17 protein-coding genes are annotated in these 15,072 nt (G+C 66.5%); 14 read left to right on the forward strand and 3 right to left on the reverse strand.

The window, feature by feature from the left end; translation table 11 throughout:
• The first annotated feature begins 8 nt into the window (after positions 1–8).
• From CXB49_RS02920 to CXB49_RS02965, 10 genes are all read left to right on the forward strand, one after another.
• Positions 9–1,226 carry a phosphopentomutase gene (locus CXB49_RS02920; protein WP_101707009.1) on the forward strand — a complete coding sequence of 406 codons (1,218 nt, stop codon included), beginning with the start codon at positions 9–11 and terminating at the stop codon, positions 1,224–1,226.
• A gap of 92 nt (positions 1,227–1,318) precedes the next feature.
• Positions 1,319–2,029, forward strand: a complete 711-nt coding sequence (deoD, locus tag CXB49_RS02925) for a purine-nucleoside phosphorylase (RefSeq protein ID WP_101707010.1) — start codon at positions 1,319–1,321, stop codon at positions 2,027–2,029.
• Between the two features lie 377 nt (positions 2,030–2,406).
• Positions 2,407–2,835: a 50S ribosomal protein L13 gene (gene rplM, locus CXB49_RS02930; RefSeq protein WP_101707011.1), complete on the forward strand. Its 429-nt coding sequence runs from the start codon at positions 2,407–2,409 to the stop codon at positions 2,833–2,835.
• A 15-nt stretch (positions 2,836–2,850) separates the two neighbouring features.
• Positions 2,851–3,243 carry a 30S ribosomal protein S9 gene (rpsI, locus tag CXB49_RS02935; protein ID WP_101707012.1) on the forward strand — a complete coding sequence of 131 codons (393 nt, stop codon included), beginning with the start codon at positions 2,851–2,853 and terminating at the stop codon, positions 3,241–3,243.
• Between the two features lie 136 nt (positions 3,244–3,379).
• Positions 3,380–4,408 carry an N-acetyl-gamma-glutamyl-phosphate reductase gene (gene argC / locus CXB49_RS02940; RefSeq protein ID WP_101707013.1) on the forward strand — a complete coding sequence of 343 codons (1,029 nt, stop codon included), beginning with the start codon at positions 3,380–3,382 and terminating at the stop codon, positions 4,406–4,408.
• Between the two features lie 121 nt (positions 4,409–4,529).
• Entirely contained in the window at positions 4,530–4,862 is a 333-nt protein-coding gene (gene erpA, locus CXB49_RS02945; protein ID WP_369826569.1) for an iron-sulfur cluster insertion protein ErpA, read from the forward strand.
• Positions 4,863–4,928: 66 nt separating this feature from the next.
• On the forward strand, positions 4,929–5,786 hold the full coding sequence (locus CXB49_RS02950; protein ID WP_101707014.1) for a CheR family methyltransferase: 858 nt from the start codon (positions 4,929–4,931) through the stop codon (positions 5,784–5,786).
• Positions 5,787–5,891: 105 nt separating this feature from the next.
• Entirely contained in the window at positions 5,892–7,148 is a 1,257-nt protein-coding gene (locus CXB49_RS02955; protein ID WP_101707015.1) for a D-amino acid dehydrogenase, read from the forward strand.
• A gap of 59 nt (positions 7,149–7,207) precedes the next feature.
• Positions 7,208–7,588, forward strand: a complete 381-nt coding sequence (locus CXB49_RS02960; protein WP_101710579.1) for a group II truncated hemoglobin — start codon at positions 7,208–7,210, stop codon at positions 7,586–7,588.
• A gap of 68 nt (positions 7,589–7,656) precedes the next feature.
• Positions 7,657–7,947 carry a hypothetical protein gene (locus CXB49_RS02965; protein ID WP_101707016.1) on the forward strand — a complete coding sequence of 97 codons (291 nt, stop codon included), beginning with the start codon at positions 7,657–7,659 and terminating at the stop codon, positions 7,945–7,947.
• 119 nt (positions 7,948–8,066) lie between these two features.
• On the opposite strand, the gene CXB49_RS02970 is transcribed toward CXB49_RS02965, so the two are convergent.
• On the reverse strand, positions 8,067–8,426 hold the full coding sequence (locus CXB49_RS02970; RefSeq protein WP_101707017.1) for a dihydroneopterin aldolase: 360 nt from the start codon (positions 8,424–8,426) through the stop codon (positions 8,067–8,069).
• An 84-nt stretch (positions 8,427–8,510) separates the two neighbouring features.
• Between CXB49_RS02970 and plsY the strand changes: the two genes are divergently transcribed.
• Positions 8,511–9,131, forward strand: a complete 621-nt coding sequence (gene plsY, locus CXB49_RS02975) for a glycerol-3-phosphate 1-O-acyltransferase PlsY (RefSeq protein ID WP_101707018.1) — start codon at positions 8,511–8,513, stop codon at positions 9,129–9,131.
• Between the two features lie 68 nt (positions 9,132–9,199).
• On the opposite strand, the gene CXB49_RS02980 is transcribed toward plsY, so the two are convergent.
• Positions 9,200–10,159, reverse strand: a complete 960-nt coding sequence (locus tag CXB49_RS02980) for a histone deacetylase family protein (protein WP_101707019.1) — start codon at positions 10,157–10,159, stop codon at positions 9,200–9,202.
• A gap of 127 nt (positions 10,160–10,286) precedes the next feature.
• On the opposite strand from CXB49_RS02980, the gene CXB49_RS02985 reads away from it, so the two are divergent.
• Genes CXB49_RS02985 through CXB49_RS02995 form a run of 3 tightly spaced genes read left to right on the forward strand, consistent with a single transcriptional unit; the run spans position 10,287 to position 14,051 of the window.
• Entirely contained in the window at positions 10,287–11,192 is a 906-nt protein-coding gene (locus CXB49_RS02985; RefSeq protein WP_101707020.1) for a MoxR family ATPase, read from the forward strand.
• Entirely contained in the window at positions 11,176–12,126 is a 951-nt protein-coding gene (locus tag CXB49_RS02990) for a DUF58 domain-containing protein (RefSeq protein ID WP_101707021.1), read from the forward strand. Before CXB49_RS02985 ends, CXB49_RS02990 begins: the two co-directional genes overlap by 17 nt.
• Positions 12,123–14,051 carry a DUF3488 and transglutaminase-like domain-containing protein gene (locus CXB49_RS02995; protein WP_101707022.1) on the forward strand — a complete coding sequence of 643 codons (1,929 nt, stop codon included), beginning with the start codon at positions 12,123–12,125 and terminating at the stop codon, positions 14,049–14,051. The genes CXB49_RS02990 and CXB49_RS02995 overlap by 4 nt, the downstream gene beginning before the upstream one ends.
• A 45-nt stretch (positions 14,052–14,096) precedes the next feature.
• Here the strand turns inward: CXB49_RS02995 and rpoS are convergent, their stop codons facing one another.
• Complete coding sequence (rpoS, locus tag CXB49_RS03000; protein ID WP_101707023.1) at positions 14,097–15,047, reverse strand: RNA polymerase sigma factor RpoS; 951 nt, start codon at positions 15,045–15,047, stop codon at positions 14,097–14,099.
• Positions 15,048–15,072 lie beyond the last annotated feature (25 nt).

The following is a 15,072-nucleotide window of genomic DNA, read 5'->3' on the forward strand; positions in this document are numbered from 1 at the left end:
GAGGCATCATGAAACGCGCAATCATTCTGATACTGGATTCCTTGGGCATCGGCGCCGCCGCCGACGCGCCGAAGTTCGGCGACGCCGGCAGCAACACGTTGGGCCACATCGCGATGGAGGCGGCCGCCGGCCGCGCCGACGTCGGCCGCAGCGGTCCGCTGAAACTGCCCAATTTGTCCAGGGTCGGCCTGGCCCACGCCTGCCGGCTGTCGTCCGGCTACTTCCCGGAAGGCATGGATCCGGCCGAGCCGGTGGCCGCCTACGGCTACGCCCGGGAGATTTCCAGCGGCAAGGACACGCCGTCCGGCCACTGGGAGATCGCCGGCGTTCCGGTGCTGTTCGACTGGGGCTATTTCTCGGACCACGAGGACAGCTTTCCGAAGGAACTGCTGGACGCCATCGTCGAGCAGGCCGGCCTGCCGGGCTATCTGGGCAACTGCCACGCGTCAGGCACCGAGATTCTCGACCGCCTGGGCGAGGAGCACATGCAGAGCGGCAAGCCGATCTTCTACACCTCGGCCGATTCGGTGTTCCAGATCGCCTGCCATGAAGAGACCTTCGGTCTCGACAAGCTTTACGCGCTGTGCAAGATCACCCGCGAACTGTTGGAGCCTTACAACATCGGCCGCGTGATCGCCCGACCGTTCATCGGCGAGGGCCGGGGCAAGTTCGCCCGCACCGGCAACCGCAAGGACCTGGCGGTGGAGCCGCCGGCGGCCACGGTGCTGAAGAAGCTGGCCGACGCCGGCGGCGACGTGGTGTCCATCGGCAAGATCGCCGACATCTACGCCCATGTCGGCATCACCGACAAGCACAAGGCCACCGGCTTCGACCAGCTGTGGGACGCGACGCTGACGGCGATGGAGCGGCACCAGGACAAGCCGGCCATCATCATGGCCAACTTCGTCGATTTCGACTCCAGCTACGGGCATCGCCGCAATACCGCCGGCTACGCCGCGGCGCTGGAGGAGTTCGACGCCAGGCTGCCGGAAGTGATGGACGCGCTCGGCGACGACGACATCCTGATCCTGTCCGCCGACCACGGCTGCGATCCGACCTGGCCGGGCACCGACCACACCCGCGAGCACATCCCGGTGCTGTGCTACGGCCGCAAGGTCAAGCCGGGAGCCATCGGCGAGCGCGCGACCTTCGCCGACATCGGTCAGAGCGTGGCGGCCCATCTGGGCCTGCCGGCGATGGACTACGGCACGTCCTTCCTGGACTGAGCCGACCCAGCCGGGCCGCGCGAGCGGCCCGGCGCCGTTTTTCCCGCCCCGGGCCCGCCGGGGCGCAAAGAATCATCTAGAGGAGACCTTTAATGGCAACCCCGCATATCAACGCCAAAGACGGCGCCTTCGCCGAAACCGTACTGATGCCCGGCGATCCGCTGCGCGCCCAACTGATCGCCGAGACCTTCCTCGAAGGCGCCGAGCTGGTGACCAATGTGCGCAACATCTTCGGTTATACCGGCACCTACAAGGGCAAGCGCCTGTCGGTGATGGCGCACGGCATGGGCATTCCGTCGGCCAGCATCTACACCACCGAGCTGGTCAAGGACTACGGCGTCAAGAACATCATCCGCATCGGCTCCTGCGGCGCGGTGACGCCGGACATCAAGCTGCGCGAGCTGTTCGTCGCGATGGGCGCCTCGACCGACAGCAAGGTCAACCGCATGCGCTTCCACGGCCACGATTACGCCGCCATCGCCGATTACACGCTGCTGCGCACCGTCGTCGACACCGCCGCCGAGCAGGGCAAGCAGATCACCGTCGGCAATGTGTTCTCCGCCGACCTGTTCTACGGCGTGCAGCCGAACATGCTGGACGTGCTGTCCAAGATGCAGGTCAACGTGATCGAGATGGAGCTGGCGGGCATCTACAGCGTGGCCGCCCAGTACGGCGCGCGCGCGGTCGGCATCCTGACCGTGTCCGACATTATCCCGACCGGCGAAGCCACCAGCGCCGAAGAGCGCCAGACCTCGTTCCGCGACATGATGGAAGTGGCGCTGGACGCCGCGATCAAGCTGTAAACCACTGAAAAGCATGGCGAGACGGACGTTTTTCCACGTCCGTTTCCCCATGGCGGAGCGGAGTGTGGCATGCGCGCAAATCGTTTATCGTGCAGTGCACAAAAAGTGCTTGCCTAATCCCGATGGGATACCGATAATCGGTAGTGCATCAGGGCGTTGCGCACTGCGGCGCCTTGATGTTGTCTCCTCCATCCTCCTTCTTATAGGTGGAACTTGGCGCAACACGCATCAGCGTTGCGCTTTTTTTTTGGGCCGTTTCCGGCCCGGATTCCGCCGTTTGTCGCCTTGTGGAAATCTGTTGTGTCACAAGGGTTTGACAGCACACCGGCCACTGCACTAGAATCCGTAACTTTCAAGAATTACGATGGAAGAGTTCCATGAAGACCTTTTCTGCCAAGCCGCATGAGGTAAAGCGCGAATGGTATGTGGTCGACGCCGCCGACAAGGTGCTGGGTCGCCTGGCTGCCGAAATCGCCCGCCGCCTGCGTGGCAAACACAAGCCGGAATTCACTCCGCATGTTGACACCGGTGACTTCATCGTCGTCGTGAACGTCGAGAAGCTGCGCGTAACCGGTACCAAGGCCCAAGACAAGAAGTACTACCGTCACTCCGGTTACCCGGGCGGCATCTACGAACGCACCTTCACCGAACTGCAAAACCAGTTCCCGGAGCGCGTTCTGGAAAAGGCCGTCAAGGGCATGCTGCCGAAGGGCCCGCTGGGCTACGCCATGATCAAGAAGCTCAAGGTGTACTCCGGTGCCGAGCACCCGCACTCCGCCCAACAGCCCAAAGTGCTGGAAATCTGATTTTAAGGCATAACAATGAACGGTAAATACTACTACGGCACCGGCCGTCGCAAGAGCTCCGTTGCTCGCGTGTTCATGCAAAAGGGTTCCGGCCAGATCATCGTTAACGGCAAGCCGGTTGACGAGTATTTTGCCCGCGAAACCGGTCGCATGGTGATTCGCCAGCCGCTGGCGCTGACTGAAAACCTCGAATCCTTCGACATCAAGGTCAACGTGGTTGGCGGCGGTGAAACCGGCCAAGCCGGCGCGATCCGTCACGGCATCACCCGTGCTCTGATCGACTTCGACACCGCGCTGAAAGCTGCGCTGTCGGCCGCTGGTTACGTTACCCGCGACGCCCGTGAAGTCGAGCGTAAAAAGGTCGGTCTGCGCAAAGCACGCCGCGCCAAGCAGTTCTCCAAGCGTTAATCGCCGGATTCTGCCTCAGAAAAACCGCCTGGCCTTCGGCCCGGCGGTTTTTTTTATGTTGCGGTGCACTTGCCGCCGGCGGCCGCACTGCCTAAACTGTCGCCTTTGCGACATTTTTTTATATAAAGGGCTGGCCATGATCAAGGTTGGGATCGTCGGTGGAACCGGTTACACCGGCGTGGAGTTGTTGCGTTTGCTGGCCAAGCATCCGCAAGCCCGCGTGACGGCGGTGACCTCGCGCAAGGACGCGGGCATCCGCGTCGACGAGATGTTTCCCAGCCTGCGCGGCCGCATCGATCTGGCGTTCACGACGCCGGACGAGGCCGGGCTCGGCGATTGTGACGTGGTGTTCTTCGCGACGCCGAACGGCATCGCGATGCAGGAGGCCGCCGCGCTGCTGGACGCCGGCGTCCGGGTGGTCGACCTGGCGGCCGACTTCCGCATCAAGGACGTGTTCGAGTGGGAGAAGTGGTACGGCATGCAGCACGCCGCGCCGCAGCTGGTCGCCGACGCCGTCTACGGCCTGCCGGAAGTCAACCGCGAGGCCATCCGGGGCGCCCGGCTGGTCGCCAATCCGGGCTGCTACCCGACGGCGGTGCAGCTGGGCTTCCTGCCGCTGATCGAGGCCGGCGTCGTCGACGCGGCCAGCCTGATCGCCGACTGCAAGTCCGGCGTGTCCGGCGCCGGCCGCAAGGGCGAGATCGGCGCGCTGCTGGCCGAGGCCGGCGATTCTTTCAAGGCTTACGGCGTGGCCGGCCATCGCCATCTGCCGGAAATCCGCCAGGGCCTGGCGCGGGTGGCCGGCAAGCCGGTCGGCCTGACTTTCGTGCCGCATCTGACGCCGATGATACGCGGCATCCACGCCACGCTGTACGCGCGGCTGTCCAAGGATGTCGATCTGCAGCAGCTGTTCGAGCAGCGTTACGCCGGAGAGGCCTTCGTCGACGTGCTGCCGGCAGGCAGCCATCCGGAAACGCGCTCGGTGCGCGGCGCCAATCTGTGCCGCATCGCGGTGCACCGGCCGCAGGGCGGCGACACCGTGGTGGTGTTGTCGGTGATAGACAATCTGGTCAAGGGCGCGGCCGGCCAGGCGGTGCAGAACATGAACCTGATGTTCGGCCTGCCGGAAGCGGACGGCCTCGATGTGGTGCCGCTGTTGCCGTGATGGTCGGGCTGGGGCTTGAACGCTCGCCATTCGCCCCGATATCCGACTAAAATAGTGGGTGAATGGCCGCTACCGGCCCGATTGAATTGCGAGGTTACACATGACAGAAGCTGCTACCGAAATGCCGTGCCCGATCAACTTCACCGAAAGCGCTTGCGCCAAGGTGCAGGATTTGATCGCTGAAGAGGGCAATCCCGACCTGAAACTGCGCGTCTTCGTCACCGGTGGCGGCTGTTCCGGTTTCCAGTACGGTTTCACCTTCGACGAGATCGCCAACGAGGACGATACCGCGATCGAGCGCCAGGGCGTGACCTTCCTGGTCGATCCGATGAGCTACCAGTACCTGGTCGGCGCCGAAATCGATTACCAGGAAAGCCTGGAAGGCTCGCAGTTCGTGATCCGCAATCCGAACGCCACGACCACTTGCGGTTGTGGTTCTTCATTCTCGGTGTGATACTGACAGTGGTAAGAATCCAGGCCCGGGCACTTGCCCGGGCCTTTTTGCTGTGGAATCCAGGACATGAACAAACTGCCGCCGGTGGTATTGCCCAAGATTGAATTCAGTCGCGAGTTCGCTTTCAGCGACGCCGACTTCGAGCGCATACGCAAGCTGATCTACAAGGAGGCGGGCATCTCGCTGAACCCGTCGAAGAAGGACATGGTGTACGGCCGGCTGGTGCGCCGCATCCGCGAGTTGAAGCTGCCCGGCTTCGCCGCCTATGTCGACTTTCTTGAGTCGATCAGCGGCAAGCGCGAGTTCGAGCAATTCGTCAACGCGCTGACCACCAATCTGACCTTCTTCTTCCGCGAGGAACACCATTTCCCGATTCTGGCCGAGCATCTGAAGAAAAAAGCCGCCGCCAGCGGCGAGCTGGCCATCTGGTGCGCGGCCTCGTCCACCGGCGAGGAGCCGTATTCGCTGGCGATCACCGCGCTGGAGGCCTTTCCGGGGACGTCCAAGCCCAATGTGTCGGTGCTCGCCACCGATCTGGACACCAGCGTGCTGGAGACCGGTCGCAAGGGCATCTATCCGGCCGACAAGATCGCCCGGCTGCCGGCCGGCCATGCGGTCAAGTATTTCGACAAGCTGCCGGACGGCAGCTACCAGGCCAAGCAGGCGCTGCGCAGCATGATCACGTTCCAGCGCCTCAATCTGATCGAGAGCAACTGGTCGGTGCGCAAGCAGTTCGACGCCATCTTCTGCCGCAATGTGATGATCTACTTCGATCGCGATACCCAGTTCGGGGTGCTCAAGCGCTTCGCGCCGCTATTGAAGCCGGACGGCCTGCTGTTCGTCGGCCATTCGGAAAACTTCTATTTCGCCTCCGATTATTTCCATCTGCGCGGCAAGACCGTATACGAGCACGCCAAGAAATAGCCTGTTTGTCAGACAAAACAGTCGCCGCGACGCGCGATTGCCATTACCATTCCGTCTCTAACGGGCAAGCGAGTCTTGCCCGTTGTCTTTGCGCGGGGAGGCGGTATGCGAGTGGCGGTTCTCGGAGCCGGCGTGGTGGGCGTGTCCACCGCCTGGTTCCTCGCCAGGATGGGGCATCAGGTGGTGGTGCTGGAGCGGGCCTGCGGTGCGGCGCGCGAAACCAGCTTCGCCAACGGCGGCCAGCTGTCGGTCAGCCAGTCTGAGCCGTGGGCCGGTCCGCGCGCGCCGTGGCAGGTGCTGCGCTGGCTGTGGCGCGACGACGCGCCGCTGTTGTTCCGGCCGCGGATGGACGCGGCGCAGTGGCGCTGGATCGCCGGTTTTCTGCGCGAGTGCCTGCCGGGCCGTTCGCTGGAGAACATGCGGCAGATGGTGGCGCTGGGCCTGTACAGCCGGGACGCGATGCGGCAGTTGCGGGACGAAACCGGCATCGCCTACCGCCGCTTGTCGCGCGGGATTCTCAGCCTGCATTACGACGCCGGCCAATTGCGCCACGCCGAGCGCTCGGCCGAGCGACTGCGCCGCCTCGGCGTCGACAAGCGCTTGCTGAGCCCGGAACAGGCGCTGGCGCTGGAGCCGGCGCTGGCGACGGCGCTGCCGTCTCTCGCCGGCGCCAGCTGGTGTCCGGACGACGCTTCCGGAGACGTTCATCTGTTCACCTGCGGCTTGGCCGCCGCGGCCGCGGGCCTGGGCGTGGAGTTCCGTTACAATACCCGGATCAATGCGCTGGAAACGGCGGGAGGAGAGGTGTCCGCCGTGTCGGTGACGGGCCCCGACGGCGCCTATCAACAAGTGACGGCCGACGCCTACGTGCTGGCGCTGGGCAGCCATTCGCCGCTGCTGGCGGCGCCGTTGGGCCTGAGATTGCCGGTCTACCCGGCCAAGGGCTATTCGGCGACGGTGCCGGTCAAGAGTCTGGCCGCCGCGCCGATGGTCAGCGTCACCGATGACGCGCACAAGCTGGTGTTCAGCCGGCTGGGAGACGAGTTGCGCATAGCCGGCACCGCCGAGTTGTCCGGTTATTCGTCCAGTCTCGATCCGGCGCGCTGCCAGGCGCTGATCCGGCGCGGCCGGGCGTTGTTTCCCGATGCCTGCGACTGGGAGGCCGCGCGCTTCTGGAGCGGCCTGAGGCCGGCGACGCCGGGCAATGTGCCGTTGATAGGCGAAAGCCGCGTCGGCAGGCTCTACCTGAACACCGGACACGGGACGCTGGGCTGGACCGAGGGCGCCGGCTCAGGCCGGGCGCTGGCGGAAATCATCAGCGGCGGCAGGCCGCAACTGGATTTTTCCTTCTGCGGCCGGTGACGGCGGCGAAGATCATCGCCGGCGCGGCGCGCCGGCATCAGGAGAACGAATTGAGCGAAGTGCAGGAAATGACGCCGTACCAGTTATTGGGCGGCGAAGGCGTGGTGCGTTGGCTGACGGACCGCTTCTACGACATCATGGACAGCGAGCCGGCGGTCAAGCCGCTGCGCGACATGCATCCGGCTGATCTCGCCGGTTCGAGACAGAAGCTGTTCATGTTTCTGTCCGGCTGGCTGGGCGGTCCGTCCTTGTACATGGAGGCTTTCGGCCATCCGCGTTTGCGTATGCGCCACATGCCGTTCGCCGTCGACGAGGCGGCGCGCGACCAGTGGATGTTGTGCATGCGGCGCGCTGTGGGCGAACTGCTTGTGGAGGAGTGGCTGAAGGACAAGCTGCTGGAGGCCTTTTACAACACCGCGGACTTCATGCGCAACCGCTGAAATCGGCGGCGGTCTTGACGCCGGCGCCGCTTTGTCCATGATGAAAGTGTCTAGGACCGGAGTTCGCCATGGCGCGCCGCCCGCTGCTGCTGCTGCTTGCCGTCATGCTGGGGAGCCAGGCCGCCGGCGCGGCCTGCCTGCCGAAAGCGATAATGTGCGCGTCGCCGCGGGACGAGGAGGTCCGGCAGCAGGACCGGGAGCCGCAGGGTTTGCAACTGGGGCCGGTGCGGCTGGAGCAGGACCCCGACGGGCACGCGCTGAGGCTGGCGCCGAACGTCGATCTGGGCAAACATACCCATCTGTCGGTCAAGATGCACAACAAGGATGTCGGCCTGAAGCTGAAGTTCAACACCGACTGAGCGCCGCGCCGTCCGGCGCCGCCTATGTCCTTCTTGAATTCACGAGCAGTCGAGCCCGGCGCCGAGGCGGACGATAGGCATGGCAGGGCCAAGGGCGCGCGGGGTCGCGCGGGCAGTCTTCAATGCGGCCGGTGGCCGCGTTCTATCTGCACGCCGACATGCTTGACGCCGGGCAGGATGCCCAGCTTGGTGACCGCCACCTTGACCCAGGGCGCGCCGAATTCCTCGCGCACCATCCTGGCGATGTGTTCCGCCAGGGCCTCCAGCAGCAGGAAATGCTGCTCTTCCAGCGATTGGCGCAGGCGCTCGACGACGACGCCGTAGTGTATGGTGTCGCCGATATTGTCGCTATGGCAGGGCGTATCGCTGGGAATGCCGATTTCCAGGTCGATTTCTATGGTCTGGGCGGCTTTGCGCTCCCAGTCGTAGACGCCGATCACGGTGTCGGCGCGCACTTCACGCAGGAATATGATGTCCATCTGTCTGTCAGGTAGTTGGGCTTTGGCGCCCGATACCGTAAAATCCGAAGCTTCCCATTCTAATGCAACGGATACCGCTCCACCATGACCACGACCGCATTTGCATTTGTGCTGGCCGCCTATCTGATCGGTTCATTGTCCTTCGCCGTGATCGTCAGCAAGGCGATGGGCATGGCCGATCCGCGCAGCTACGGCTCCGGCAACCCCGGCGCCACCAATGTGCTGCGCAGCGGCAAGAAGCTGGCCGCGGCGCTGACGCTGCTCGGCGACGGCGTCAAGGGCTGGGTCGCGGTGGCGCTGGCGTCGTGGCTGGGCCCGCGTTACGGCCTGGGCGAGCAGGGCATCGCGCTGTGCGCGCTGGCGGTGCTGTTGGGCCATATGTGGCCGGTATTCTTCGGCTTCAAGGGCGGCAAGGGCGTGGCCACCGCGGTCGGCATCCTGCTCGGCATCAATGGCTGGCTGGCGCTGGCGGCGCTGGCCACCTGGCTGTTCGTCGCCTTCGTGCTGAAGATCTCGTCGCTGTCGGCCATCATCGCCTGCGTGCTGGTGCCGGTGTACGCCTATTTCATCGTCGGGCCGCACAGCGTGTTCTTCGGCACCTGCATCGTCATCGCGATCTTGGTCGTGCACCGGCACAAGTCCAATCTGATCAAGCTGATGACCGGCCAGGAAGGCAAGATCGGCGAGAAGTCCGGCGGCAACTGAGCCGGGCGGGGCTGTTAGGACAAAGGCCGTCGCATCGCGACGGCCTTTGTCGTTGGCGCGATCCGGGCTCAACCGTCGGACAGCACCCGGATGTGGGCGGCGACGCTGCGGCCCAGCGCCGACAGGTCGTAGCCGCCTTCCAGCACCGAGACGACGCGGCCGGCGCAGTACTGGTCGGCGATCCGCATCAGGTGGCGGGTGACCCACTCGTAGTCCGATTCGGTCAGGCCCAGCGAGCCCATGTCGTCCTCGCGATGGGCGTCGAAGCCGGCCGAGATGAACAGCATCTGCGGCTGGAATTCGTGCAGCAGCGGCAGCCAGACGTTTTCGACCGTCTCGCGGAATTCGCGGCCGGCGCTGCCGGCCTTCAGCGGCACATTGTGCATGTTCGGCCCCAGCGGCGCGTCGCCGCTGTACGGGTAGAACGGGTGCTGGAAGATAGACACCATCAGCACCCGCGGATCGTCGTGCAGGATTTCCTCGGTGCCGTTGCCGTGATGGACGTCGAAGTCCACCACAGCCACCCGTTCGAACTGGTAGTGGGACAGCGCGTGGGCGACGCCGACGGCGATATTGTTGAAGAAGCAGAAGCCCATCGCCTTATCGCTCTCGGCGTGGTGGCCCGGCGGACGCACCGCGCAGAAGGCGTTCGGGGCCTTGTCCTCGGCCACCAGCTCTACCGCCTTCACCACCGCGCCGGCGGCGCGCCGCGCCGCGCGCAGCGTGCCGGGCGACATCGCGGTGTCCGGATCCAGGCGGAAGGTGCCGACGCCGGGCGAGCAGGCTTCCAGGTATTCGACGTAGCGCGGCGGGTGCACCCGCGCCAACTGCTGGTCGCTGACCTCGGGCGCCTCGATTTCCTGCAGGCTGTCGAAAATCTGCGAGGCCATCAGCTGGTCGCGGATGGCGGTCAATCGTTCCGGGCACTCGGGGTGGCCCACCCCCATATTGTGTTGCAGGCAGTCGGAATGGGTGATGTAGGCGGTCAGCCCGTTTCGCTGCAGGCGGTTCTTCAACCAAGTAAACACGAAGACTCCCTACAAAGTCTGTTCAAGGTCTTTTCGCTGCCGGAAAAAGACCTTGGACAGGCTCTAGACGCTTACAATGGGATGGCGATATGTGAATTTGATAAATACTGCGCGCAAGCGGGGTCAAATGCAATCACTCTCCCTGGCCTACCGGCAATTGAACACGCTGATCCTGGGCAAGCCGCAGGCGATCCGTCTGGCCTTCGCCTGCCTGATCGCCGGCGGCCACCTGCTGATCGACGACGTGCCGGGCGTCGGCAAGACCACGCTGGCGCACGGGCTCGCCGCCGTCATGGGGCTGGACTATCGCCGGGTGCAGTTCACCAGCGATCTGCTGCCGGCCGACATTCTCGGCGTCAGCATCTACCAGCGCGACAGCGGCCGCTTCGAATTGCACCAGGGGCCGGTGTTCACCCAGGTGCTGCTGGCGGACGAGATCAACCGCGCCTCGCCCAAGGTGCAGTCGGCGCTGCTGGAGGCGATGGAGGAGAGACAGGTGTCGATAGACGGCGCGACCCACGCGCTGCCGTCGCCGTTCTTCGTCATCGCCACCCAGAATCCGGGCGAGCAGCTGGGCACCTTCCCGCTGCCTGAATCTCAGCTGGACCGCTTCCTGATGCGGATCTCGCTAGGCTACCCGCCGCGCGAGGCCGAGCGCGCGCTGTTGATGGGAGAGGACAGGCGCGTCCTGCTGCAGCGTTTCCGGCCGGTGATGGGCGCCGAGGAGTTGTCGGCCCTGCAGCGCCAGGCGGCGGCGCTGCCGGTGACGCAGGCGCTGGCCGATTATCTGCTGGCCCTGCTGGAGGTCACCCGACAAAGCGGGCTGTTCTCCACCGGACTCAGCCCCCGCGCCGGCCAGGCGCTGGCGGCCGCGGCGCGCGGCTGGGCCCTGCTGTCCGGCCGCGACCATCTGCTGCCGGAAGACGTCAAGGCGGTGTTCCTGCCGGTGGCGGCCCACCGGCTGCAGGGGGCGTCCGGCATCGACGTCGAACGGGAACTGGGACGCTTGCTCGCCAATGTCGCCATTCCGTGATCGGCTCCGGCGCTGGCTGTGGCAGCGGCAGCCGCTGGAAGAGCGATGCCAGCTGTCGCAGCGCCGAATCTATCTGCTGCCGACCCGTTTCGGCCTGCTGCTGCTGGCGGTGGCGCTGGCGGTATGGGTGGGCGCGCTCAATTACCAGGTCAGCCTCGCCTACGCGCTGGCGTTCTGGATCGCCAGCCTGGTGCTGGTGGCGGTGTTGATGGCCTATCGCCAGCTGTCGGACCTGAGCTTGCGCGCGGAACCCGGCGCGGCGGTGTTCGCCGGCGAGCGCGCCGTTTTCCGGCTGTGGCTGGACAACCGGCAGCCCTTGCAGCGGCAGCTGCGCCTGCGGCTGGGCGAGGGGGAGGGCGAGGCCGTCGATTGCCTGCTGGAGGGCGGCAGCGAGATCCGCGTCGAGTTGGCGCTGGCTTCCGGGCGGCGCGGCTGGCTGGCGTTGCCGCCGTGCGTGGTGGAGAGCGACGCGCCGTTCGGCCTGATCCGGGCCTGGGCGGTGCCGCGGCTGCGCGCGCGGCTGCTGGTGTATCCGGCGCCGCTGCCGGACGCGGCGCGCGGCCGCAGCGGCGGGGACGACGGCAGCGGCGGCGCGGCCAGGCCGGGCGGCGACGATTTCTCCCACTTGGATAGCTACCGCCATGGCGACACGCCGCGGCAGATCGCCTGGAAGGTGCTGGCCCGGCGCGACGTGCTGGCCAGCAAGCGCTTCGTCGGCGACAGCGGCGCCGAGGAGCTGCTGCTCGACTGGCGCGATTACGGCCGGGAGCCGGATGTCGAGCGGCGACTGTCGCGGCTGGCCTGGCGCGTAGAGGAATGCGAGCGTCGCCGGCGGCGCTACCGGCTGTTGCTTCCCGACGGCGAAATCGGCCCGCAGCCGCGGCAGCGCGAGCAGGCGCTGGCGGCGCTGGCCTTGTTCGGGAGGGACGCGTGAGCGGCGTCGAGCCGCCGCCGCGCGGCATTCCCGCCTTGCTGGCGCTGGGCTGGACCGTCTTGCCGCTGGTCTGGTTTCTGCCGCCGTGGGTGCCGCTTTTGAGCATGCTGGCGCTGCTCGGGCGCGGCGGGCTGGCGCGGCGCGGCGCGGCGATGCCGTCGCGCTGGCTGCTGCTGCCGGCGCTGCTGCTGGCGGTCGCCGCGCTGTGGCTGAGCCTGCGCACCCTGGTCGGCCGCGAGGGCGGCGTGGCGCTGCTGGTGCTGTTGCTCGCCTTCAAGGCCTACGAGACCGCCAGCCTGCGCGATTGGCGGGTATTGCTGGCGTTGGGCTTCTTTCTGGCGGCGATGCCGCTGCTGTTCGATCAGTCGCCGGCGATGGCGGTCTGGCTGGTCGCCAGCCTGCTGCTGCTGACTTGGGCCACCGCGGCGCTGGCCGGCGGCGCGCCGCGCGGCAGCTGGCGCAGCGCCGGGCAGGCGCTGCTGTTGTCCTTGCCGATGATGCTGGCGCTGTTCGTGCTGATGCCGAGGCTGCCGGAGCCGCTATGGAGCGTGCCGGAGCCGCGCCATGCCGCCTCCAGCGGCCTGGGCGACGATATGGAGCCGGGCAGCATCAGCCAGCTGATCCTGAACCGCGAGCCGGCGTTCGCCGCGGTCTTCGCCGGGCAGGCGCCGGCGCCGGACCAGCTGTACTGGCGGGTGCTGCTGCTGGACGATTTCGACGGCCGGCGCTGGATAGGCGTAGGCGGGCAACAGGGCGAGCGCGCGGCGCTGGCCGGCGGCCGTCCGCTGCGCTACAGCCTGTTGCTGAAGCCGGACAGGGGCAGGCTGCCGGCGCTGGAACTGCCGCGGACGCCGGACGCCGACGCGCGCCTGGAGGCCGGGGGGCTGTTGCGGGTGGACGAGAAGCGCGACGAGCTGGCGCGTTTCTCGCTGGAAAGCGGACTGGGCGGCCGCTATCTGGCGCCGCTGTCCGCGCGCGAACAGGCCTTCTATCTGCGCCTGCCGCCGGGCAATCCGCAAAGCCGGGCCTTGGCGGCCAGGCTGGCCGCCGGCGCCGGAGACGCGCGCGGTTTCGCGCGCGCGGCCCTGGCGTACCTGCGGCGCGGCGGCTTCCGCTACACCTTGCAGCCGCCGCTGCTGGAGGGACAGGCCATCGACGGCCTGCTGTTCGGCAGCCGCCAGGGTTTTTGCGAGCACTATGCGTCGGCCTTCGCCTTCCTCGCGCGCGCGGCCGGCATTCCGGCGCGGGTGGTGGTCGGCTACCAGGGCGGCGAATACAACCCGGTCGGGCGTTTCTGGCAGGTGCGCTCGTCCGATGCCCACGCCTGGGTCGAAGTCTGGCTGGCCGATGCCGGGCAATGGCTGCGGGTCGATCCGACGGCGGCGGTGTCGCCGGGCCGGCTGGAGCAGGGCGCGGAACAGGCGCTGCCGGCCCTGCGCGGCGATGTCGGCGCCGCGGCGATATTGCCGCCGCGCTGGTGGCGGCATGCGCGGCAGCAATGGCAGGCGGTCGATTTCGCCTGGCAGCAATGGGTGGTGGGCTACGACGCCGACCGCCAGCAGGGCCTGTTCCAGCGGCTGGGGCTGGGGGGGCGGGTCGACGCGGCCAGCGTGACGCGCGGCTTGCTGATCGCCTTGCTGCCGGCGCTGCTGCCGCTGATGTGGTGGTGGCGGCGCAGGCCGGGCGGGCCGCCGCTGCCGGAGGGCTGGGCGCTGCTGCGGCAGCGGCTGGCGCGCCGGGGCGTGGCGGTGGCGCCGTCGCAGGGGCCGCTGGAGCTGCTGAAGGCGGCGCGGGCGCTGCCGAGCGACGATTACCGGCGCTTGAAGGCTCTGGTCGGCGAATACATCGATCTGCGCTACCGGGCGCCGCAGCCGGACCAGGTCCGGGCGCGGCGCTGGTTGCGGCGGGCGCGGCGCTGGAAATGACAAAGGCCCGGCAAGGACCGGGCCCGAGGCGGCGACCGCCGCGTTTCAGAGCAGGAAGTCGCGCGAGATGCCTTTGCGGCGCAGGATGCGGCGCAGCTGTTCCAGGCCCTCGATCTGGATCTGGCGCACCCGCTCGCGGGTCAGGCTCAGCGAGGCGGCCAGCTCTTCCAGCGTGCAGATCTCGTAGCCGTTCAGGCCGTAGCGCCGCTCTATCACCAGACGTTGCTTCTCGTTCAGCTGACTGAGCCAGTCATGGACGAACATTTCCAGCTGGCTGTTGTGCAGCTGCAGCTCCGGTTCCTCGTGCTGCTCGTCCGGAATCGACTCGCCGATGGACAGCATCGGGTCGATGTCCAGCGGCGCGTCCAGCGAGGCCATGCGCTCGTTCAGGTTCATCACCTTGCGCACGTCCTCGACCGGTTTGCCGACCAGGTGGGCGATTTCCTCTATGCTGGGCTCGCGGCCGATCTGGCTTTCCAGATGGCGGGAGGCGCGCAGATAGACGTTCAGTTCCTTGATCACGTGCACCGGCAGGCGGATGGTGCGCGACTGGTTCATGATCGCCCGCTCTATGCTCTGGCGTATCCACCAGGTGGCATAGGTGGAAAAGCGGAAGCCGCGTTCGGGATCGAATTTCTCCAGCGCGTGCATCAGGCCGATATTGCCTTCCTCGATCAGGTCGAGCAGCGCCAGTCCGCGGTTGATGTAGTGCTTGGCGATGTTCACCACCAGCCGCAGATTGTGTTCGATCATCTTCTGGCGGGCTTCGAACTCGCCCGCCACCACGCGCCGCGCCAGCGCCAGCTCTTCCTGCGGCGTCAGCAAGGCATTGTTGCCGATGTCGTTCAGATAGATCTGGGTGACGTCGGCCACCACGTCCTCGAAGACCGCGGTGCTTTCGGCGGCCTCTTCGGCCTCCGCCTCGGCTGCGGCTTCTTCGCTGTTTTCCTCGTCGAGAAGTTCGTTCTCGTCCAGGATGTCGGTTTCGTTGCTCATCTCGCTACCCCCGTCGCTGTCTTGT

This window comes from Chromobacterium sp. ATCC 53434, assembly GCF_002848345.1.
Classification (GTDB): Bacteria; Pseudomonadota; Gammaproteobacteria; order Burkholderiales; family Chromobacteriaceae; genus Chromobacterium.